18 protein-coding genes and 3 pseudogenes are annotated in these 21,102 nt (G+C 59.7%); 9 read left to right on the top strand and 12 right to left on the bottom strand.

Annotation, left to right across the window (positions count from 1 at the left end):
• Positions 1 to 574 precede the first annotated feature (574 nt).
• Together secD and secF are read left to right on the top strand one after the other, a co-directional pair.
• Positions 575 to 2,173: a protein translocase subunit SecD gene (gene secD, locus AC1MH0_RS09220; protein ID WP_480965713.1), complete on the top strand. Its 1,599-nt coding sequence runs from the start codon at positions 575 to 577 to the stop codon at positions 2,171 to 2,173.
• 14 nt (positions 2,174 to 2,187) lie between these two features.
• Complete coding sequence (secF, locus tag AC1MH0_RS09215; RefSeq protein ID WP_480965619.1) at positions 2,188 to 3,171, top strand: protein translocase subunit SecF; 984 nt, start codon at positions 2,188 to 2,190, stop codon at positions 3,169 to 3,171.
• A gap of 345 nt (positions 3,172 to 3,516) precedes the next feature.
• Here the strand turns inward: secF and AC1MH0_RS09210 are convergent, their stop codons facing one another.
• The 6 genes from AC1MH0_RS09210 to AC1MH0_RS09185 form a co-directional block, all read right to left on the bottom strand.
• Positions 3,517 to 4,011, bottom strand: a complete 495-nt coding sequence (locus AC1MH0_RS09210) for a nucleoside deaminase (protein ID WP_480965618.1) — start codon at positions 4,009 to 4,011, stop codon at positions 3,517 to 3,519.
• Between the two features lie 58 nt (positions 4,012 to 4,069).
• Positions 4,070 to 5,530 carry an aminotransferase class I/II-fold pyridoxal phosphate-dependent enzyme gene (locus AC1MH0_RS09205; RefSeq protein WP_480965617.1) on the bottom strand — a complete coding sequence of 487 codons (1,461 nt, stop codon included), beginning with the start codon at positions 5,528 to 5,530 and terminating at the stop codon, positions 4,070 to 4,072.
• A gap of 893 nt (positions 5,531 to 6,423) precedes the next feature.
• A complete protein-coding gene (locus AC1MH0_RS09200) occupies positions 6,424 to 6,924 on the bottom strand; it encodes a Ros/MucR family transcriptional regulator (RefSeq protein ID WP_480965616.1) in 501 nt (166 codons plus the stop codon).
• 423 nt (positions 6,925 to 7,347) lie between these two features.
• Positions 7,348 to 7,662 (bottom strand): response regulator, encoded by a 315-nt coding sequence (locus tag AC1MH0_RS09195; RefSeq protein ID WP_480965615.1) that lies wholly within the window; start codon positions 7,660 to 7,662, stop codon positions 7,348 to 7,350.
• A gap of 772 nt (positions 7,663 to 8,434) precedes the next feature.
• Positions 8,435 to 8,626: a DUF6771 family protein gene (locus tag AC1MH0_RS09190; protein ID WP_480965614.1), complete on the bottom strand. Its 192-nt coding sequence runs from the start codon at positions 8,624 to 8,626 to the stop codon at positions 8,435 to 8,437.
• The gene (locus AC1MH0_RS09185) at positions 8,626 to 8,748 is read right to left on the bottom strand and encodes a hypothetical protein (protein WP_480965613.1); all 123 of its coding nucleotides are present in this window, start codon (positions 8,746 to 8,748) and stop codon (positions 8,626 to 8,628) included. The genes AC1MH0_RS09190 and AC1MH0_RS09185 overlap by 1 nt, the downstream gene beginning before the upstream one ends.
• A gap of 761 nt (positions 8,749 to 9,509) precedes the next feature.
• On the opposite strand from AC1MH0_RS09185, the gene AC1MH0_RS09180 reads away from it, so the two are divergent.
• Entirely contained in the window at positions 9,510 to 9,692 is a 183-nt protein-coding gene (locus AC1MH0_RS09180) for a hypothetical protein (RefSeq protein WP_480965612.1), read from the top strand.
• Positions 9,693 to 9,744: 52 nt separating this feature from the next.
• Here AC1MH0_RS09180 and AC1MH0_RS09175 read toward each other — a convergent pair.
• A pseudogene (locus AC1MH0_RS09175) lies at positions 9,745 to 10,440 on the bottom strand (IS5 family transposase).
• Between the two features lie 188 nt (positions 10,441 to 10,628).
• On the opposite strand from AC1MH0_RS09175, the pseudogene AC1MH0_RS09170 reads away from it, so the two are divergent.
• From AC1MH0_RS09170 to AC1MH0_RS09160, 3 genes and pseudogenes are all read left to right on the top strand, one after another.
• Positions 10,629 to 10,954: pseudogene (locus AC1MH0_RS09170) on the top strand (DDE-type integrase/transposase/recombinase); the annotation flags it as partial.
• A 313-nt stretch (positions 10,955 to 11,267) separates the two neighbouring features.
• Positions 11,268 to 11,543, top strand: coding sequence for an integrase arm-type DNA-binding domain-containing protein (locus tag AC1MH0_RS09165; RefSeq protein ID WP_480965611.1), 276 nt, complete (start codon positions 11,268 to 11,270; stop codon positions 11,541 to 11,543).
• A 1,535-nt stretch (positions 11,544 to 13,078) separates the two neighbouring features.
• Positions 13,079 to 13,246, top strand: a complete 168-nt coding sequence (locus AC1MH0_RS09160; protein ID WP_480965610.1) for a hypothetical protein — start codon at positions 13,079 to 13,081, stop codon at positions 13,244 to 13,246.
• On the opposite strand, the gene AC1MH0_RS09155 is transcribed toward AC1MH0_RS09160, so the two are convergent.
• Both AC1MH0_RS09155 and AC1MH0_RS09150 read right to left on the bottom strand, forming a co-directional pair.
• Positions 13,243 to 13,383, bottom strand: coding sequence for a hypothetical protein (locus AC1MH0_RS09155; RefSeq protein ID WP_480965609.1), 141 nt, complete (start codon positions 13,381 to 13,383; stop codon positions 13,243 to 13,245). The two genes, AC1MH0_RS09160 and AC1MH0_RS09155, sit on opposite strands and share 4 nt — an antisense overlap.
• Positions 13,384 to 13,558: 175 nt before the next feature.
• Positions 13,559 to 14,035: pseudogene (locus AC1MH0_RS09150) on the bottom strand (acyltransferase family protein); the annotation flags it as partial.
• 1,518 nt (positions 14,036 to 15,553) lie between these two features.
• Here AC1MH0_RS09150 and AC1MH0_RS09145 point away from each other — a divergent pair.
• The gene (locus tag AC1MH0_RS09145) at positions 15,554 to 16,090 is read left to right on the top strand and encodes a beta-1,6-N-acetylglucosaminyltransferase (protein WP_480965608.1); all 537 of its coding nucleotides are present in this window, start codon (positions 15,554 to 15,556) and stop codon (positions 16,088 to 16,090) included.
• Positions 16,087 to 16,440, top strand: a complete 354-nt coding sequence (locus AC1MH0_RS09140) for a hypothetical protein (RefSeq protein ID WP_480965607.1) — start codon at positions 16,087 to 16,089, stop codon at positions 16,438 to 16,440. Before AC1MH0_RS09145 ends, AC1MH0_RS09140 begins: the two co-directional genes overlap by 4 nt.
• Before the next feature lie 826 nt (positions 16,441 to 17,266).
• Here AC1MH0_RS09140 and AC1MH0_RS09135 read toward each other — a convergent pair.
• Both AC1MH0_RS09135 and AC1MH0_RS09130 read right to left on the bottom strand, forming a co-directional pair.
• Positions 17,267 to 18,211: an NAD(P)/FAD-dependent oxidoreductase gene (locus AC1MH0_RS09135; protein ID WP_480965606.1), complete on the bottom strand. Its 945-nt coding sequence runs from the start codon at positions 18,209 to 18,211 to the stop codon at positions 17,267 to 17,269.
• Between the two features lie 127 nt (positions 18,212 to 18,338).
• Complete coding sequence (locus AC1MH0_RS09130) at positions 18,339 to 19,442, bottom strand: aldo/keto reductase (protein WP_480965605.1); 1,104 nt, start codon at positions 19,440 to 19,442, stop codon at positions 18,339 to 18,341.
• Positions 19,443 to 19,537: 95 nt separating this feature from the next.
• Between AC1MH0_RS09130 and AC1MH0_RS09125 the strand changes: the two genes are divergently transcribed.
• Positions 19,538 to 20,425 (top strand): LysR family transcriptional regulator, encoded by an 888-nt coding sequence (locus tag AC1MH0_RS09125; RefSeq protein WP_480965604.1) that lies wholly within the window; start codon positions 19,538 to 19,540, stop codon positions 20,423 to 20,425.
• Between the two features lie 55 nt (positions 20,426 to 20,480).
• Here AC1MH0_RS09125 and AC1MH0_RS09120 read toward each other — a convergent pair whose 3' ends face one another.
• Positions 20,481 to 20,969, bottom strand: coding sequence for a metallophosphoesterase family protein (locus AC1MH0_RS09120; protein ID WP_480965603.1), 489 nt, complete (start codon positions 20,967 to 20,969; stop codon positions 20,481 to 20,483).
• Positions 20,970 to 21,102: the final 133 nt, after the last annotated feature.

The raw sequence follows: 21,102 nt of genomic DNA, 5'->3' as shown, positions 1-21,102 counted from the left end.
CAGACGCTAAACTAGCATCCAGCAATCAAAAGTCTGACACGTTCTTCTTGTTTTCGGCGAAATTCGGCTATAGCTTAAATCTGTCCGGACGGGTGTGCGCCGTAAAAACATCAGCGCACGTATAGGGGTGCCCCGATCTGATCTCGCCGTCCGTCTTCGTAGCTGTTTTGCAAACGCTATTTGCAGCGTTGCTAAGCTTAAGCTCGTTCGGCGATCCTGGCTCGACTCACGGGCGCGGGCAAGGTCTGGCCGTCCGTGAGGCTGCAGCGCGGCCTTTCACGCTCAGTGACCGCGCGATCGCCCTCAACGAAGAAGCCGATCGCCCTGACCCCCGGCAGAGCGGTGGTAACGCATTACCGCCTGCCGAGCTGGCGCGTGCCGCAAATCCAACACCGTCGCGCCTTTCCCCCATTCAGCTCGCTGTACTAGCCTTCGCTGAACGTTCGGTCCGCGCTCACCCCGCTACAGGCCCTCCCGCAGCCTGAAGATGCCTTGCCGCGCCTGAAACGCGCGGCCGGATAGTGCGCCTGTGCCGGCGCACTTGTTTCTTCATGACTACGAACGAGGGTCGAAAATGCTCAATTTCTCCCGTCTGAAGGCGGGGGCGGTTCTGTGCGTGTGCCTTATTGGCATCATGCTCGGGATCTCCAGCCTTATTCCAACTGGTCATCTGCCAGCCTGGTATCCGCAATCCCATGTGAACCTCGGGCTTGATCTCAATGGTGGGAGTTATCTACTCCTCGAAGGTGATACCGCTGATTTGGCGAAGACGCGGATCGAGTCGATGCGTGACAGCGTATCGGGCGCAATGCGTAACGGAACGCCGCGTATTGAAATCGGCGACATTTCGACGCGTGGGGGGCAACTCACCTTCGCTGTCAGCAAGCCATCTCAGATTGCCCTCGCTCGCCAGCGTCTGTCGACGATTACCGGCTCTGCGGTTGGAATAACCGGTCAAAGTCAGTGGGACGTCAATGTGCTCGGCACAAACCGCTTCTCGCTCAAGCCGACCGAGGCCGGACTAACCCAGGCCATCGACACGGCCATGAAGGATGCGACCGAAGTCGTTCGTCGCCGCATCGATGAATTAGGGACCAAGGAACCGACGATCGTCCGCCAAGGCGCGACACGAATTGTCGTTCAGGTTCCGGGTTTGGAGGACCCACAGGCGCTAAAGAAGCTTGTCGGGACAACTGCCAAGCTTGAGTTCAAGCTGGTCGACCAAACCGCGAACCCCGCTGATCTCGCTAAGGGCATCGCCCCGGTTGGTAGCCAGGTTCTGCCATATCCCGACAATCCGCAAGGTGTGCCCTTTGTAGCGTTAAAGCGCCCGGTGGTGATCTCAGGCGAGCAGGTTGCGGATGCGAGACAGGAGTTCGATCCACAGACCAATGCCCCCAACATTGCGATCACGTTCGACGCGGAGGGAGGCCGGCGATTTGCGAAGGTGACATCCGAAAACGTCAACAAGCCGTTCGCGATCATCCTCGATAACAAGGTAATCTCGGTTGCCAACATCAACGAGCCGATTCTTGGTGGCCGGGCATCGATCGCGGGCAACTACACGGTTCAGACTGCAAACGACCTCGCGATCGCGCTGCGATCTGGCAAACTTGCAGTGAACTTGAAGATCGTCGCTGAAAGCACTGTTAGTCCCGACCTGGGACATGACTCGGTCCGTGCAGGCGTAATCGCAAGCGTTGTTGCGGCGGTTGCCGTAATCCTGTTTATGCTCGCTACGTACGGTCGGTTTGGTTTGTATGCGAACATTGCCGTAGTCATCAACGTCTTCGTTATCCTGGCGGTAATGGCATTTCTAAAAGCGACGCTGACCTTGCCCGGCATCGCTGGCTTTGTGCTGACGATCGGCACTGCGGTTGATGCAAACGTGCTGATCAACGAACGCATTCGTGAAGAGCGGCGACGCGGGCGTAGCGTAATCCAGTCGATCGAGCTGGGCTACAAGGAGGCAAGCCGGACCATCTTCGAGGCGAACGTGACGCACGCCATTACCGGCGTGATCATGCTGCTACTCGGCTCGGGTCCGGTGAAGGGCTTCGCGGTCGTGCTGCTGATCGGCATCTGCTCGTCGGTGTTCACCGCCGTCACGTTCACGCGGATGATGGTCGCGCTGTGGCTGCGGAAGAACCGCCCCACCACAATCAATATCTGAGGCGGGAGAATATCATGCGCCTACTGAAACTTGTACCTGACAACACCAACCTGAAGTTCGTCTCGCTTCGTAAATGGGCGTTCGGATTAACGCTCATGCTGTCGCTTATCGCTGTCGGCCTCGTCACCTTTCGGGGCCTTAACATGGGCGTTGATTTCGTCGGGGGCGTCCTGATGGAGCAGAACTTCAAGACTGCACCATCGATCGAGGCCGTCCGTTCCGAAGTCGACAGCCTTGGGGTTGGCGAAGCATCGATCCAGTCGTTCAGTGATCCCAAAACACTTTCGATCCGTCTGCCGCTACCGAATAGCGGCGACGAGGAAGCGACAAACCGGCTCGTAAAGAAGGTGTCAGACGATCTGGCGATCAAATTTCCTGGTGCGACATTCTCCAAATATGACACGATTACAGGCAAGGTTTCCGATGAGTTGATTACCCGAGGTGTTCTGGCCGTCGGTCTTGCGATCCTAGGCATCGCGCTGTTCACGGTGGTGCGGTTCGAGTGGCAATTCGGCGTCTCGACCGTCGTCGCGATCGTTCACGACCTATTGATGACACTCGGCTTCTTCGCGCTCATGCGGAATGATTTTGAGGTCGACCTTAACATCGTCGCGGCGGTGCTGACGATCATCTCGTACTCGATCAACGACAAGATCGTGATCGACGATCGTATCCGCGAAAACATGCGCCGCTATCGGAAGCTGGATATGCGCGATATTATCGACCTGTCAGTGAACGAGACGCTGCCGCGCACCGTAATGACATCGGTGACCATCCTGCTGGCCTTGGTTGCCATGCTGATCCTGGGAGGGCACGTGCTGCGAGGGTTCACCGCGGCAATGATCCTAGGCATCGTTGTGGGGACGTACTCGTCAATCTACGTGTCGTCGTCGCTCCTGATTACGTTGGGGCTGCGGGCCGATCCTGCACCGCGCAAGGGTGGCCTGCAGGATGGCGCGGAACGGGTTGGTCCAAAGGTAGACCGCGAATTCGATTGAACGCACAATTCTGAGCAGTGTGAAGCTCGAGAACCCCTCGGACGCCGTCTAGGATGGGTTTCTCGGGCCACTGCGGCTTAGAGACGTCAACGGTATGTGGTCTTGGTATCGGAGGCGCAGGTAGCGTTTCCGACGGGGATCGCCATTCCAAATCGCCATCGTTTGCGAGCAACCTTGCTTTGGCGGACCCTAGTGATCCGCTGCATGAACGAGCGTCCGAAGTAAGGGAGCGGAAAGGGCCGGCTGAACGTCCACTAGTGGGTCGTCGGGGCTGCTTCGAGAAGGCTTTGCGTTACCCTCGCGCTCACAGCCGCAAACAGTCGACGCCTATGACATGCTGTGTGCTTATAGGTTGGCCTGTTCCTCTTTGTTTAAGTCAGCATCGGGACCGTAATAGAGTTCAGCGCACGCGTCGCGCAGGCAGCCACCCTCGATCTCGATATCGTCCCGATAGGCGTCCCCGATGAAACCGAGCGTATCAACGTGCTTGGCTTCGAAATACATCGGGTGCACATCGCTGCGGCCGGCACCGTACACAACGCGGCCAACTTTCGACCAGATCGATGCCATCGTGCACATGCCGCAGGGCTGGAGTGTTGAGTATAGCGTTGCCCCGCGCAGCTCCTGTTCGCCGGTTTTCTCGCACGCGCGGCGGATTGCCATCATTTCGGCATGCGCGGTCGCATCTGGCAGCTCCTTGGTCTGATTGCGTTCGGCGGCAACGACCTTCCCGTCCAAAACGATGATGCATCCCAGCGGGGAGGTCGAGGGATCGGACCCTTTCGAGCGCGCAACCTCGATCGCCATTTGCATCCAGTGTTCGTCGGTATGATTCTGCATTGCGTATCCACCTAATTGCAGCTGCTGTAAGGTTTGCCGTGTCGTTCGGGTTGCTGCGTCAGCTTGGTACCACCCTGACGGTCGCCTCAGTGGGATCGACCGGATCCATCACGAAAGCCCCAGCATCACGGTTTGCGACAAGCCATGCGACGTGCGCGGCAGTGATGCGCTGGCCCGGCACCAGTCGAGGGACGCCAGGCGGCGCGGGCGCGATCATCTCGGCTGCGATCCTTCCCTCAGCCGCCTCGTAGGCCACCATCTCGGCTGGGCCGTGAAGTGCCGCAGGCCCGGGCATCGCCATGTCGACGGACATGGTGCCGATCCCGGGCACAGGCGAGATTGCCGGTAGGATGGAGGGATCGGCATCGAGCTGCTTCACGAGATCCTGTAAACCACGGACGAGCTTGCGGAGATCGGACCTGGTTGTGCCCAAGGACAGAACAGCCAGAATATGCCGGGCGTCGGACAGCCCCATGCTGATCCGGTGATGCTTGTAGAGCCAGTCGTCGATCGCATACCCTGCTACGGCCAGCGCCGAGACGTCGATCAGCACTTTCGTGACGTCCAGACTGGCATCTGGTGGCAAATGATCATGACCGAACACGCGCAGGGGGGCGATACCGGCAATCTTCCTGCGAACCTTTTCCGCCAGCGCAATGACGCCGTTCCACATTTGCTCCCCGTTCAACGCGTGATCTCGCCGGGTCGCGTCAAGCGTTGCTAGGATCGGTACCGATGGGCTGGTGGTCTCGAACAGTTCATAGGCCATCCACAATCGCTGGCGATCGATCAGGTCGCCCTTGGCGACGATCACCGATCCCTGCGCGAGGGCCCCCATCGTCTTATGGGCGCTGTAGACGGCAGCATCCGCCCCCTTGGTCAGCGGATCGTCAGGCAGTCCCTCACAAAATGCGAACGCACCACCCCAAGCGGCATCGACGATCATGGGAATACCGTGATCGTGACAGACAGTGGCGAGTGCCGCGACATCGCTCGTCACGCCGTAGTAGGTCGGGCTGACAACGATGAACGCCTTGGCGGTTGGATTGGCCGCCAAGGCGGCGTTCAGCGCCTGCGGCTCAACACCATGCTCAATGTCCCATTCCCCGTCGATCTGGACCGGCACGATGGCGGCATCGAGCCCCGTCGCGAGCGCATAGGTACGCTCGGCCTTGTGGGCATTCGCCGCGATCAAAATGGTGTCACCGGGGCCGGCGACCGAGGCCATAACCGTGTGAAGACTCTGGGTGGATCCGCCAGTTACAAACCGGCAGAAGTCGGCATTCCAGGCCTCCGCCGCGATCTCGTGCGCACGTTGAAGGGCCAGCTTGCCTTCGGTACGGTCGTCGAGCCCCTTCGGCGTCAGCACGTCGGCTTGGAAAACGCGCTTGCCGAGCAGCGCCTTCATCCCGCCGGGAATGGCTGAGCCCTGGTTGTGGCCTGGCGCTCCAAATCCGATGACCGGCCTCTTCTCGATCGCCGCCAGCGCATCGGCCAACGGCGCACTCTTCTGATCCATGCCGAACCCCTCTCCTGATCGAGTGGGTGAAACGCACGAATACTGGAAAGCCCCTTCACGATGGTTGATCTTCTTTACCAAACAAGCAGTTATCCGCCGAAGGCGGACATGAATCTAACCCTCCGCCTGGCTGCCTAGGGCGCTCATCGATAGCAAAGCCCTTTTCCAACATTCCGTCACCAAGGGTACGAAAGAGGAAGAGCTATGAGGAACGAGATGCCGATCAACGTCAACGCAGCGAGTGCGGCGGAGTTGGACGCCAGGATCGCTATGCGCGATGACGAAAAGTTGATCGCGGTGGAAGACACGTGGGACGATCGACGAAGCGGAAATAGCGTCTTTGATTGCCGCTAGATCGCCGGACACTGCTGACAATGCGTAACTCAGTGCATTCAAGCGCGGTCGTTGGGGGATACGAGTGAACGGTTACGTGGGCTTTCACAGTCCCGAGGGCGATCCGATCGTCGTGAACGTCGATCGCGTAAACTTTGTACGCCGTTTCAGGGGCGGCAATGACGGAAGTGCCGTAAAATTCAAGAAGGGCAATTATATCGTGGTCAAGGGGAACCTCGCGGAAGTGATGAAAAACTTCCGGGATAGATAACCGTTTTGCTGGCAGGCTCTACCGTCACGGTTCAACTGCCTAATTGAGCCAAATTGGACCACGATAGGGATCAGCCTTCTGGTTGATCATACTGGTATATCAAATGCGCATATTTTCTACTGAGCATGCTGCTTACCCTCGGTGCTTGCAACGATCACAAGCGGCCGAACTCCTTCGACGCCAAGCCGGAAGAGAACAGTGCAACTCCTTACAACGGCGTGCCGCAAGGAGAACAAAAGAAATAATTGCCAAGGGTGGCCGGCCTTTAATTCTAAAGGCCGGCCTGAGATCACTCTGCGGTGTCGTCGGCTTTGCGCTTACGCGGTGCAGGCTTTGCCACCTCTGGCTTGGCCTCATTCGTCTGACCGGGCTTCCGACCCAAGCCGATGCTCTTGGCCATGGTGCGGCGCGCGTCTGAATAGGTAGGAGCGACCATGGGGTAATCAGCCTTCAGGCCATAACGCTCGCGATATTCCACTGGCGTCATGCCGTTAGTAGCGAGGTGACGACGCAGCGTCTTGTACGGCTTGCCATCGATCATGCTGATGATGTGATCGGGGCTGGCGAGGGACTTCCGGGCCGTTACCGCGCCAACGTATTCCTTGGGCTCCTCTGCAGGGATTTCTTCGGTCTGTGGACCGCCAACAAGCGACTGAACGCTGCTGTGCATCTGCGATAGAAATGCAGGAACGTCGTCGGCCGACGTACGGGTATTTGGATTGCTGAGCCAAGCGATTGTCAGCTCGGTAGCGAGCTCAACAGCGTTGGGCTGGTAGGTATCGTCAGACATTCGGTGCTCCATTTAACTGACGGGCAAGTAGGGTTCCCTGAATATCGTACAACCTTTCAAAAAATATTTTGTGAGATCGCTTCAACGGATGAGACCGACTGCCTGACGATCAACAACGGCTGAGTGAACCCCGATTGAGAAGTCACCGGAGATAAACGCCAGCAAGGTGGTACCTTTTTAGATGTAATTCGATCCGGTTTGATCTCGTCAACCTTCAACTCAACACCGATAAGCCCGTGGACTTCCCCGTCCTTTGCCGATCTCTATTCGTGCATAACACACGTCGGCAATTGTTATCGGTTGGGCAACTTGGGTTCGGTGTGAACGCCAGCTTAGATCGCTTTTTCAGCAACTCCGGCAGCTTGCCATCGGGCAAGGTTTCGCGGAGATGGCCATGGATCATCTGCGCATTGAACGGCTTGGCTACGAATGTCGCCTTTTCGGGCAAGTCACCCGCCTTGGCCGGAGGTGGCCGCTGCCGATGACGATCTCGATCCAGGGGTAGTTCTCCGCGACGTGTTGGGCGAGCGCGAACCCGTTAGTATCGCCCGGCATATCGACGTCTGAGAAGAGCAGGGTGATTGTGTGCGCGTACTCAGGGAGCATCGCGATCGCAGCATCGCCGTTATCCGCTTCACAAATGCGGCAACCTGCGTCTTCGAGAATGCCTGTGACATCCATGAGGATGAACGGGTCATCGTCAACGGCAAGCGCATAGGGGACTGTTGAGAGGGACATGCCGCACTAACCCGTCACGTGCGAAAACGGCTCCGTCGTATCTTTGACTTTGACATCTCTAAGCCATCGTTGCGGATGCAGAATCTCGATTAGCCCGATGTCCAAAGGATCAGACAATAAAAATGCCCCGCTGCGGGGGGAGGCAGCAGGGCGCTTTAGAACCGGCGAGACCAAGGGGGGGGGGGGGGAAGTGCCCGACCGGTTAAAATAATAACAGTACAGGCCGGCGTCGGTTCCGTACATGGTTACGAAAATGCCCTGTCGATCTGGAGACCGACAGGGCATTGCGAGCTTTCACCGCCGTTCCCCCCGAAAGGGCAGGACGCTTCCAGCATATTTATAAACTGCCTAGGCTGTAGTGTGTTCCCGGCGCTCCCCTGTGATGCTGGCCCATCTGGACGGTCGAGCGGGCGTCAGCGGCCATTGCCAAAGGACATGGTCGGTGATGACGCCCGCCCTTACAAGAAGGCCACCTTACCCTCTCAGCTTCCGCTCGAAGCGCTTCCATTGGCGTTCGTCCCGACCGTAACCAGGAAAAGACGGCGGTAGCGGCGTCGGTGCGATCCTGTTTGGCCTGCTACCGCAAGCCGAACACCGCAGATATCCGGGGAGGCATTCCACCGTCATGTTCTTGCGTTTGAGGTAACACCACCTCGCTAAAACCAGGCGGTGCACGGCACCCTTACGTCCGCATTTGGAGCAGACGCATCCCACATTAGCTTCGTGCTTCGTGAAATCCCCCAGCGTCCTAAACCGCGTGTTGCCCACAGGATCACCAGGGCAAAGCCATCTGCGCCGTTTCAGCGTCTACAGGCTGATATAGAGTCCCGTAGACATGCCTTGCGACTTCTAGGCGTGCGTCTGCCCTCAGCCCCTCGCGTGGTGCTGTAAGGCCGATCAAAGCCCATGCAGGCGCGTCCTCGATGATCGCCGCAATTCGCTCCGGCGAAATCACGCTAGTCATCAGAAGCAATCGGTCGAGAACTTGCCGTAGGGTGACAGCCCACGCCGCGCGAACTCTGCCTCAATCGGCGCTAGGAGGGTCTCAGGACCGTCTTCGAAGCATTGGAAAAAGATGGTCTGCATCTCGCAAGGCCGAAGCTCTGGCAGGATTTCGGCAATCAGGGTGTGAGTCTGACTGAAGGGCTGTGCGCCGTCGCGCATCGACTCGGGTGCGTGTTCCATACCCGGATCATAGCGGAACAAAGGAAGAACGCTAGTGCGGTTGTGCTCCTTTAACTCGGCGGTTTGATCAGTCCCTTCAGCTGCTTTTGGAGCGCCGCGCTGCCCAAATGCGATTGCACATGATCGAAACCCTCCCGCCTTAACTGAGTGCGGATATCCGTTATCGAGCGCGCTTTGCCGCTCCGCGCGATCTCGAATGCCCGTTCGATGATTGTCATCGCAAAGCAGTAACACGGCCGATCTACCAAGAGGACGGTTTTGGTACAGGGAAACAAAAGTTACTTTTCGAGGCGCCATTCTCCTGAGCGCGACGTTAAGCGCATATGCGCCATGACCCGTTACGCGCCGCCTATGATGCGGGCTTGAAAAGTGGTCTGGACAAAGGCTTCCCGAACGCCTGTCCGTTCGCTTTCCACGAAGCCATGGATCAGCGTTTTGCCTGGCTAAGCGGGTTCAGCGTCGGAAAAATTGTCCGGGCCAAAAGCGCGTAGTCGTAGATCCCGCGTCCGCGCCCTCATTAGGCGATATTAAGTTCGCGATCAGATCAAATCTATGTGGCAAACAATCGTGCTAATCCTGATTATGATGCGCGGCCTCATGACGAGTATATTCGCCGCAGAAACAGTGTCGTAGGCTGTTAAAACTTGCCTGTGGAGGGAGCAATGGGAGCCATCACAGATGACCAGTATTACTTGATGCGCACCCAGCAAGAACTCGACATGGCAGCGCTGGCTACTAACCCCATTGTGAAAGCCCTGCATCTGAATATGGCGGCAGAGTATGCAACGTTGCGCGAGCAGGCGGATGCGGAGATTTCAAATGCAGGAAATGCCACCGGTGACTGAATTGTTCGCACTGGCTCGGAGCCTGGACGTGCTTAGGCTCACGACTCATTGATCAGAGCCAGAAGATGACGGTGGCGGCGAGCGCGATAGCGGAAAAGAAGACGGTCGGGCATCGATCGTAGCGGGTAGCGGCGCTTGTCATATTTGACGGGGATGATCCGGGATTTTCGTCCCGGAATGCAGGGCGTTATGCCCTTTGCCTGAAGGGCGTCCCTGTACCAGTCTGCATCATAGCCACGGTCGCCCAGCATCCACTGCGCCTTGGGTAGATCATCAAGCAGCGCGGCAGCGCCGGTGTAGTCGCTGACCTGGCCCGCGGTCATGAAGAAGCTGAGCGGTCTGCCTTCTGCATCGGCGACGGCGTGCAGCTTCGTATTCATACCGCCTTTGGTGCGACCGATGAGGCGCCCAAGGCCCCCTTTTTGACCGCCAGGCTGGACGCCGTGTGGTGCGCCTTCAGATAGGTCGCGTCGATCATGATCGTCTTCGGCGTGGCGCTCGCAGCCGACAGTCCTTCCATTATGCGGAGGAAGACACCTCTTTCGCCCCATCGCTTCCACCGGTTGTAGAGCGTCTTGTGTGGGCCATACTCCCGAGGGGCATCGCACCATCACAGCCCGTTGCGGTTGACGAAAACGATGCCGCTCAACACTCGTCGGTCATCAACCCGTGGCTTGCCGTGGCTCTTGGGAAAATACGGTTCGAGCCGCGCCATCTGCTCATCGGTCAGCCAGTACAGGTCGCTCATCCTCGGTCTCCTCACGGAGCCTGAATCAGATCGAGCCGCTCAGATCAATGGGTCCTGACCCTAGCCACCGAAAACACCGCATCGAAGTTCGCCCATCTCAGGCCGTCCCCGCACCAGCAAAGAACCAGTAGTTAAACCCATTCGCTCCGAGCGCTACCACTAAGGAAACAGCGATAGACGAGTTTGCGCGCATGATGAGTATGGAGGGTAAGGTTCTGGAAAGCTACGTCACCAAGACCCGTGACAAGGCGGCGGCGCTCACCTTCATGAGGAAGACGTTGAAGCGGTATGGCTCGCCTGACAGGATTACCACAGACGGTCTGCGCAGCTACGGTGCTGCCATGACCGAGCTTCGCTGCCGTGATCGCCAAGACATCGGTCGTTGGGCCAACAGCCGAGTGGAAAACAGCCACCTGGCATTCCGACCACGAGAGCGGGCAATGCTCAGGTTCCGGCAGATGAAGACGCTGAGAAGTTCGCCTCTGTCCACGCCAACGTCCTCAACCACTTCAACATGAAATGACATCTCATCGACACTGGCGGAGTGGCAGGCGTTCGTCAGCTGAGCCTTACCCTCAAAAACCATCCTTAACCTGCCGAGACGCGTCCGCATTAAACTGACAGCTCCGCCACCTATCCAATATTTTAGTGAACTTTACCGTCCCAGGGCGCGCTTTTTGGCGCGATGGTCCTGCGTTGGTGTGCGCTATCGTCCAAACGTCGGTATGGTACCTCGTCCGGTATGGACTTTGCGCTCTATGGTATGATGCGCGGACGCTCAACGACGCCAAGATCGAAGCCGCGAAAGCGAAGGACGCATCTATACCGTGGGTGATTCTGGATCGCTCTATCGTTACGTCACGCTCGCCGGCGGCCGCCGTCACTGGCGGATGAATCATTCGTACGGCGAGTCGACAAAGCCCGACGGCAGCACGCCTCGGAAGACGCTGTCACGCGGATATTACCCTGGCGCCGACCCTCGGCAATGCCAGGCTGACCTGCGACGGGCGCACGCTACACTGGCCGACGGACGCGATCCTGCCATCGAGCGCCAGATCAAAGCGAAGTTCGTGCTTTCGCTGGCGGTAAAACCTTCGAGATAGTGGCTCGTCGGTAGCACACGCTGCGCAAGCCGAACTGGTGGAGCGTCCATGCGGCTGGTCCGCGCACCTAAGCTGATGGAGGTGCTGAACAAGGTCGATTAGCGGGGCGCGATCGAGACCGCTCGTCTCCTTCGCCAGAGGACATCCTCCATCTACCTCTATGGTATCGCGGTCGGGCTTTGCGGTGCCGACCCGGCGGCCAGCCTCGGCAAGATCCTGCAGGAGAAACCCCGCGCGACGAAGCATCCTTCCATTATCGACGGTATCGAGGACCTATACGAACGGATCGCCGCGGTCCGTGCCGTGCTGGCCCACTGTGATAACAAGCGGTTCGCCCTCCAGGTCTTGGCCTTGACGGCTGTCCGACCAATGAAGTCCACATAAGCTCGCTGGGACGAGATTGAGGGTATCGACTGGGTCGAGGCCTGACGCATTCGTCCTAGCCGCTCGGTGGCGGATCGCGCGGTTCGGATCAAGGGAAACGAGGGCCGCAAGGCGAACAAGGCCGGCGACCACTGCGTCCCGCTCGCTCCGAGGCGTCGACCTGCCGCGCGTGGTCCGGCGGCTGTCGGCCACCTGCCGATCGTCTTTCCGGCGAGCGCCACGCGCATACCCGATGTCAGGGAACACGCTGAACGCCCTGCTCAACCGGGCAGGGGACCACGCTGGGCACGCTCCCGCACGGGTACCACGCAGCGTTCTCGACGGTCCTGAATGAGCGCGCCGATTGTCGGTGGCGCGAGGTGGGGCACAAGGGCGCGTCGCCGGATCGAGCGATCCTCAATCTCATGCTGGTGCACATGCCCAACTGCCCCTTGACCCAACGCGTTCTATCCGGACGAAGAGGGGCCCAGATTCGGTCCATTAAACGGTGACATCGAGTTCTTGCATACTAAGATCCCTCGGCTAGGTTTTCGACCAGCCTGAATGGAGAGATTTGCGATGTGTAAGTTCAGTACCCTTGCCATGGTGTCCATGGTCTTTCTGGCTGCCACCGCATCCGCTCAGCAACCCGTATCCGTCGCCCCAGCTGTTCACTCGCCGACTGCCAAGCCCACGGTTTCTGACAAGCTGATTTGTCGATCCGAAGAGACTACCGGATCACGCTTTTCGAAGAAGGTTTGCCATACCAAGGCGGAGTGGAATGCGATGTCAGCAGAGGGCGCGGCAGCCCTCGAAGCGAGTCGGCGCCCACACTAGCGTCGAGATAGCTGGGTTCGCTTTCGTCATCGACCCTGTGAAACGATGGTATGCTACCAAGAATCTCGTTTCGGTGTCGCAGAAATGAGATCGCAGCATGTCATTGTGGCGCGCCGCGCGGCCGTGCCACCTTCGACCGCTCTCAGGACGTCCCGCACGCCTGAAGTCGCGTCTCACTTGCGGCAGCTGCGATATCGCGTCGGTCATCGTCGTCGGCGTCCTGCAACTGCGAGCGAGGAGGGTATGGACGATTTTCCCGTTGCTCTCGGAATGGTCAAGCCTTCGCGTATCATTCCGACGATGCAGGGGCGGTCGTCGTCAATCCCATCGACACCATGATTGCCTTTCTCCGACCGGAGCGGGCGCGGATGCGGCTCGCCATGGCACTGACCGAACGCGGTCTATTCGCCGCGCGCTGCGCGACCACGGCAACAGAAGAGGTCGCAGCCCTTAGGCGGACCGAGGCCGTCGCCGCCGTCGTCACGGCCTCCGCTGCCACCTAGATAGCTGCGGCGATGACCCATGCGACAAGCGCCCAAAATGTCAGACCGAGTATCGCGCCGATGATCAAAGCACGCATGACCTCGGAAGGCGTCGCATCACGGCTCTGGTCAGGCTGAGCCTTGAGGTCCTTCCGCATCTCTCTCTCTCCTAGCTGCCGTGCGGCATGTCGCATCAAGGGACGCGCGTGGCGGGTAGGAAGTTCCCTAGACGTTAACCAAATTTGACACCCATTCTTGAAGACTATTCTATTCTGATGCCCAAGTTCCCGAATCGCCGCTCTGCGTGCCTGACGGTCACTTGTGGGCGTCCTATCAGCCCTGTGTGCCAGCTCTTAAGCTATACCCTTCAGCAGCGTGATGCGCGCGCTCGGGCTGGGATACCAAACGTCTCAGTTGGCCTCGAACCGATTCATCGACGTATGTTAACACAGCGCGCGCAATTACCACCGCGATGAGGCACGCGCCTGCCATTCCAATGATCGGATCGGACGGAGCAAAACCGGTGACTAGCATCAAAATCGGCCAATGGATCATGTATAGGGGATAGGACAGGTCGCCCAGCCAGATCAGCATCTTATCAGGCGCGCGTCCTTCTGCGGCGCCGCATGCCAGTATCGTCGGGAAGACGATGAGAATTGCGGCGATATCGATCCCAAATCCCCACGAACGCGGCGCCATGCAAATCGCAATGATAGCGGCAGCGAGCATCCAAAAAGACTCGCCACGGACTGCGGTTCGATCAATTCGGAACAACGTTACACCAAAAAAGAACACACCCGATGCATCAACGAAATGCCATCGGAAGGGAACGTGGTCGGTAAAGGCGCAGCAGCTAGATCAGCGCTTCCCGAAATTCCGAAGAGGCACCGCAGCGGGGAGGCGTCTTGGGAAAGCTCAACCCGCTGCAGTGGTGCGACACTGCCACTTACTCATTCGGGGTGCAATACGTCGACATTCCCAAAGTGAGACGATGTCGCGACGAGCGCGTGTGACGAACACGGATTGAAAGCTCGCCGCGACGGTATTTGGTAGCGCCAGGGGCTGCTGGGCCGCAACCGTCATTTGGAGGGACGCCGTCCTCCATGTCGCATAACCATGTGGTTCTGGCGTACGGTCGGCGGCCACTTTGTCGGACCCTTCGCCTGTAGGCTGCGAAACTGAGGCTATTTGGCGCCATTACTGATTGGCCGGCTCGGCTGAAATTTAACAACAGTTACAAAGGGTTTACGACTCATCCGATATGGTTGTTCAATAATTTGGGAACCGTGCGATGTTGAAAATGCTCTATCAGACGTCCGTCATCGTGGATCGCATTCTTGCAACGGAACAGCAGCGTATGGCTGCACGCGAATGCCTCCGTTACGCTGTCGCAAGGCATGGGACCGATGCCTATCGAGTGCTGCACCGCAAGCTTCGAGACGACCGCCGGAACAAGTCTCGACGCTCTATTCGGTTGGCCATCGCGACGCTTGTCAGCGAGACGCCGTGACTTGCCAGCGAGGAGACGATATGTTCACCGTGACAACCCGCCGCGATGAGAACGGTGGAACTCAATCATTGCCGATCGAACACCCTCAAGAGCGCCACGCCTCGAGATGCCGCAACAGAAACGCGGCGGCACAATGTTTTGTCTAGCGTAACGACGCGGGGAGATTCGGTTAGACTGTGCGCTTTGAGGTCGCCGGAGGTTTGACGGACCGGGGCCAATGATGTGCCGCCTCGCGGTATGGCATCGCTGAACAACCCGACGACACTAAGCCGAAGGTTGGTCCTTTACATAAATGGCAGGGCAATAAGCAACCACAGCGCGACGCTAATCGGTAACGCCAGCAGCATGCCATGGGCGCCAAACGGGTGCGGCCGAGCGCTAGTATGCGCGTCGCGGGAGAATGTTGCGTTTGCCATTTCAGACTCTCCTTAGGCGGCGGTTATGGCCGTCCTGCCGGTCCAAATATGGGACAGTCTTGTAAGAAATCAACATAAAAACTGATGCTTGCTCATTTGGTGGGCCTGCCGCGGCTCCCGTGGCGGCACGATCCCGAGGATCGAACACTAGTGGGGTTTAGGTAGGTGCGGCAGATAGAGGGTGGGGCGGAAGGCCTAATTTGACGGCTCGATACGAAGCGGTTGCCAGCATCGAAAATAGGCCGAGCAATTTAGCGTCAGCTTCTGGCGAGCGCACGACGCGCTGGTAATCTCTTCAACCGATCCGGCAACTCAAGGCTAGCCGTAGATCGCAACGAGATCTTCACGTCTTTGTAATTTCGTAACGTCGATTTAAGGATTGGCCTAGATAAGCTGTGGAATATGCGGATATCCTGTCTTATCCTTAATCACCAGGAGCCATCTGCCACAGTCCAACTGGTAGAAAAGCTTGCTTCTGACGATGTCAGCTTCTTCGTACACGTCGATGCGAAGGCCGATGAGACTCCGTTGCGCCGGGCGCTGCCCGGCGCGGTCTTCATCAAAGATCGTGTTTCGATCAATTGGTGCGGGTTTGGAATGGTGGAAGCCGTGTTTCAGCTACTGAAGGCGGCCCATATAGCTGGGGCGGACCGGTTCGTCCTGCTGAGCGGTTCGGACTATCCGATCAAAAGCAGATCCGTCATTCGCGAAAAGCTGATTGAGGACCGCGAGTATATTCAAGTGGACCGGTGTTTAGACGCCGCCGGCGACAGCCAATTCGACCGCTGCGCCAACAGATTTTTTCTCGGCAATCACTTTCTCACGAATCCTCGAACTGGACATCGTCGAATTGTTCGGATTGCGGAGCATGTCTCGTCGAGATTACCAAAACGAGATCCGGGTTTCCAATATATTACGGCGCCTCCTGGTGGTCATTGACGCGCGCTGCAGTCGATTACATTCTTCATGTGTGGCGGCATGAGCCACAGATTGTGTCTTGGTTTCGCTATGCCCGGTCCCCGGACGAAATGGTTTTTCAAACCCTGATCAAGGCGTCGCCGCGCGCGAACCATATCGCGTACGATGTGACCATGGGCCATAAGCCAGCCTTACAGCAGGCGGCCTTGCATCATGTTGACTTCGACAGACCTAACCCCAAGGTTCCGCGCACACTTGATGAAAGCGACTATTTACGAATAGTCGCAAGCGACGCGCTATTCATGCGGAAGATTGATAACCGGTCGTCTAGTCTTCTGGCAATGATCGACGCGAAAGTCGCCGCCGCGTAAGGCGAGGTTGTCGCATGGTACTTCGATTCTTCTAATTATGCCGTTCGCCGGGCTCATGGGCGGTTGGCGGATACGACCCAGTTATCTCAATAGGTCGAGCGCGTCCGCATATGGCTGGGGCAACGTCAATCGGGTCGGTCCCCGCGCCTGCTCACGACAATCATGGTGATGAGAACGGCGCCAAAGCATAGCGCGGTGATCGTCAAACTGCTCATGCGTCACGCTAACCGCAGCATCGCGCTCCGCGCAATGTGTTTTCGTCGCGCTTGCAGCGGCGGATCTCACTGATTTGTCGCACATTTTTTCGATACGGGCGGCATAATCAGTAGATGGCGGCCGCTCGGTCGGACTGCTCCAATCGGGCACCGCCTTGGGAAGTGCTCAGTTCCTCGGCGTGGAACAGTGCTTCTGCTAGAACAGCGGCAACCAACGTCTCTTCGGCTGCGTCCGCGACACTCAGTGCCCAAGCGATGGCGGCCCGCAGAATTTCGTTTGTGTGATTCGGTGTGCTCGACATGCGCGCGGCGCTAGCGTCGCTGGGCTCGCTTAAAAATATTCAAAAATGCGAGCAGGCTGCAAAAATGCGCGGCGATAACATTTGTGAATTTGGCAATCGTTTGCGAGCCATGAGAGATCAAAAGGCGGCCGCAAGAGAAGCCTGTCGAAGTTCGAGGTGGGGATGCCCGAAAGGCACGTCCCGCGCATGGTGCCCGCGCCGGCGACCCGCTCGACCAAGCGCACCAGCTCGACAACCCGCACGATTACATGGCTGTAGCTATCTTCACCACGAAGTGGGGGCGGGGCGCTTCCAACGTTAAGGCGGGCCCTATCGACGTTCCCCAGGGGCGATTGATCCTGTCTGGCCAACACGCGAAGCAAGTTTCTGTCCGGACAGCCAAGCGGCCTCGATCCGGGGGCCGCGGAGCCAATCGCCGCATGCGCCGAGGCGAATATCTGCGTTCCAGAATGCACCGCGGTCCAGCGCGTTGGTCTTGGCATACCGCCAGCGATGGACGCTGGTGGCGATTACGGCAGGCAACGCGGCCCCGACATGGTCGGCGAATGCTGCGAGCAACGCCCTCTCGACCGTGTCCGGTACGTCTTCGAGATGCGCGCGCGACCAATCGGCACTGGCTTGAAGCACCCAGGCCTCCGGTCCGGTGCGCTCGGGTTTGGCCGAGTTGCGGACGGCGGATCCGATCGCCCCCATGTCCGTGACCCGGTCGCATTCGAGCGGCACCGGACCATCGAACGCCGCCATGACGGTCCAGCATGGATCGGACACCGCGGAACGGGCCGCATCGGCGAGCGCACCGTCATGCGCCGCGACCAGGGGCGCGACCTGTTCGGCGGGCACCGCCACGATCATCGCGTCGAAGTGTTCGTCCCCGATCCGCCAGTCGCCGTCATGGGCGAGACTGTCGACCGCCGTGTTCCACCGTACATCGAGGTCCCCCGCCATTGCGCGAACCGGCGCATTCATTGCCGGCGTCCCGACCCAGGCATCGGCGCCGGCGGGCGACCAACGCGCGACGTAACCCGCCTGCGCCCAACGATCGACCTGCGCGACGAACGCGGGATCGCGCGCCGTGAGATATTGCGCGCCGTGATCGAACGCGACCTCGCCCCGCGGCGTGTCGATCCGGCGCGTCGACATCCTGCCACCAGCCCCGCGGCCCTTGTCGAAGAGGACGGGGTTATGACCCTGGTCGCTCAGTGCATGCGCACAAGAAAGGCCTGCCATCCCCGCGCCGATGATCCCAATCCGCATGATACCCCCGTGCCGGCGCGCAACATCCCAGCGTGCAGCGGACCGGACATCCTCAAACGCGAAGATTGTCCATTGGAGCCGGACGGGCGCAGATTTCGTCCCACGTTGCCGGCTCCAGGATGAAGCTTCAGCTTCGGACATCTCCCCCGCCGAAGACGACTTGGTTGCGCACGGCAGGTTGGAACAGGCCGTAGAGAAACGGCAGGTTGCCGCCGCTCACCGCATCGAGCGCGGCACGGTGTTCCGGCGGCAGGCGAAGGCCGAGTGCGGCGACATTGTCGGTCACCTGTTCGGGCCGGCTCACGCCCATCAGCGTGGATGCGACCCCCGGCTGCCCGACCACCCAGGACAGCGCGACGCGTGCCGGCGTTTCGCCGATTTCCGCGGCGATGCGCTTGAGTATTTCGAGGATCTGCCAGTTGCGTTCGGTGAACAGCGTGTCGCCGAACGGATTATCGCCGTCGAGCCGCTTGTCGTCCGCGGGCCGCGCGGTGTCGTCCGACCCGGCCTGGTTGGGGACGCCTCCCGCCCGCTTCGGACCCGCCTCGACGGTGGCGCGGTCGTACTTGCCGGTCAGCAAGCCATAGGCGAGGGGGCTCCAGGGAACGAGGCCCATGCCCGCCGACCGCGCGAGCGGCAGGTGCTCGGCCTCGGCCCCACGCTCGACCAGCGAGTAGAAATATTGCAGACCGATCGGCGCCGGATGACCCTGGATGCGGGCCAGGGTGGCGAGTTCGGCGACATACCACGCAGGCGCATTGGATATGCCCCAATAGCGGATCTTGCCCGCTGCGACGAGCGCGGTCATCGTCCGCAGCAATTCGTCGGCAGGAGTGACGCCGTCCCAGACGTGCACCCAGTACAGGTCGATGAAGTCCGTCTTCAGCCGGCGGAGCGAACCCTCGACCGAGGCCAGTATGTGGCGTGCGCCATTGCCGCCCGCGTGATAGCCGCGGCCGGTAGCGAACCCGGATTTCGTCGCGATGACGATCCGGTCGCGCGATGATTGCGCGGTGACGAACGCGCCGACCATTTCTTCGGATCCGCCCCCCGCATAGACGTCGGCGGTATCCACGAAATTGCCGCCGAGATTGGTGTAGCGATCAAACACCGCACGGCTGCCACGCTCGTCCAGCCCCCAGCGCGGCGTACCGAAGGTCATCGTGCCGAGCGCCAGCGGGCTGACGAGCAGGCCGGAGCGGCCGAGCGGACGATAGGTGTCGAGGTTCATGATGGCATCCTGCACTGTGTCGCCTCCAGATGGACGCCGGACCGCCCGAGGATTAGATCGTCTCAGGCGCATGGGTTGCTGAAGGATGTTCACGAATGGATCGCGATCTCTGGTCCGGTCTCGCGGTGTTCGAGACGATCGTCGAGGCCGGCAGTTTCGCACGGGCGGCGACGCGCCTGGGGTTGTCTGCCTCCGCGCTCAGCCACGCGATGCGGTCGCTCGAGACGAAACTGGGCGTTCGACTGCTCGACCGTACGACTCGGTCGCTGGCGCCGACGCCCGCGGGCGAGGAACTGCTAGCGCGGTTGAGGCCGGCGATCGCTTCGGTCGCGGGCTCGCTGGCCGATCTCGACAATGCCCGCGAACGACCGGCGGGGCGGATCCGGGTCAGCGCGCACCGGGTCGCGGCGATCTACGCCATCCTGCCGCGGCTGGCCGACTTTGCGCGCGCCTATCCCGACATCGCCGTCGAACTGGTGGTCGATGACGGGTTCGTCGATATCGTCGCGGACCGCTTCGATTGCGGAGTCCGCCACGCGCAGAGCTTGCAAGCCGACATGATATCGGTCCGGATCAGCGCGCCGGTGCCGCTCGTCTTCGTCGCCGCCCCGTCCTATCTCGCCGGGCGTGCCGCACCGGTCGATCCCGACGATCTCTCGGCGCATCGGTGCCTGTGTTACAGGTACACGTCGTCCGGCGTGGTTCACCGCTGGGAATTCGAACGGGATGGCCGGATGTTGGAACGATCGGTCCGCGGCGACTTCACGACCAACGACATCGACGTGATGCGCGACGCCGCGGTGTCGGGGCTGGGCGTAACCTGCCTGCCGCTGCCGCACGCCGCGCTACAACTGGCCGACGGCACGCTAGTCGAGGTGCTCACCGGCTGGGCACCCACGCTGGCACCGAACCATCTCTATTATCCCAGCCGACGCCAGCCCACCGCCGCCTTCCAGGCCTTCGTGACGGCAATGCGCGCCTGATCGCGCGTACGCTGAGGCCGGCTTCCGGAGCGGCGGGACGTCGGATGCACGTGTATCAGCGTGCTTCGATCAGGCTGTCGAGCAGGATCGGTGCGAAGTCGTGAACATCGACGCCGACGTCGAACTGGCGCGGCATCGGTTTCAGCCGACCATGGCTGTGCCCATGCAGATTGAGCGCGCCGCGGTGCTGCCCGTTCCAGCTTCGGAACGGATAATGACACAGGACGAGCTGTCGGCCATCCAGCTCGATTTCTGCATAGTCGCCGACGCTCGCCCATCCGTGCGCCGCCAGCGTCGCATCCGGATCGTTATTGCCACGCAGCAGGTGCTTGCTCCCGTTCAGTCGGGCGAGCAGTTCGGCGACATCCGTCGGGCGACGTGCCACGTCGCCCAGGTGCCACACCACGTCATCGGGGCCGACGACGGCGTTCCAGCGCTCGACCATCGCCGCATCCATTTCGGCGGTGTTGGCAAACGGTCGTCGCGAGATGTTGATCGTGCGATGGTCGCCGAAATGCGTGTCGGCCGTGAAGAATACGCTCATGAGCGCCGCCACGTCCGTTTGTCTGCCATCACGTATCAACGGGCATCAGCGTCAAAGGTTCGGCGCGATAGCAATCCGACGCCTTTACCCCAACGTCTTACAATGCGTCGAACGTGAACTATCTCGCGGCAAC

The sequence above is a fragment of the Sphingomonas sp. AP28 genome, from assembly GCF_056680455.1.
This window is presented reverse-complemented; position numbering and strand designations above follow the sequence as displayed.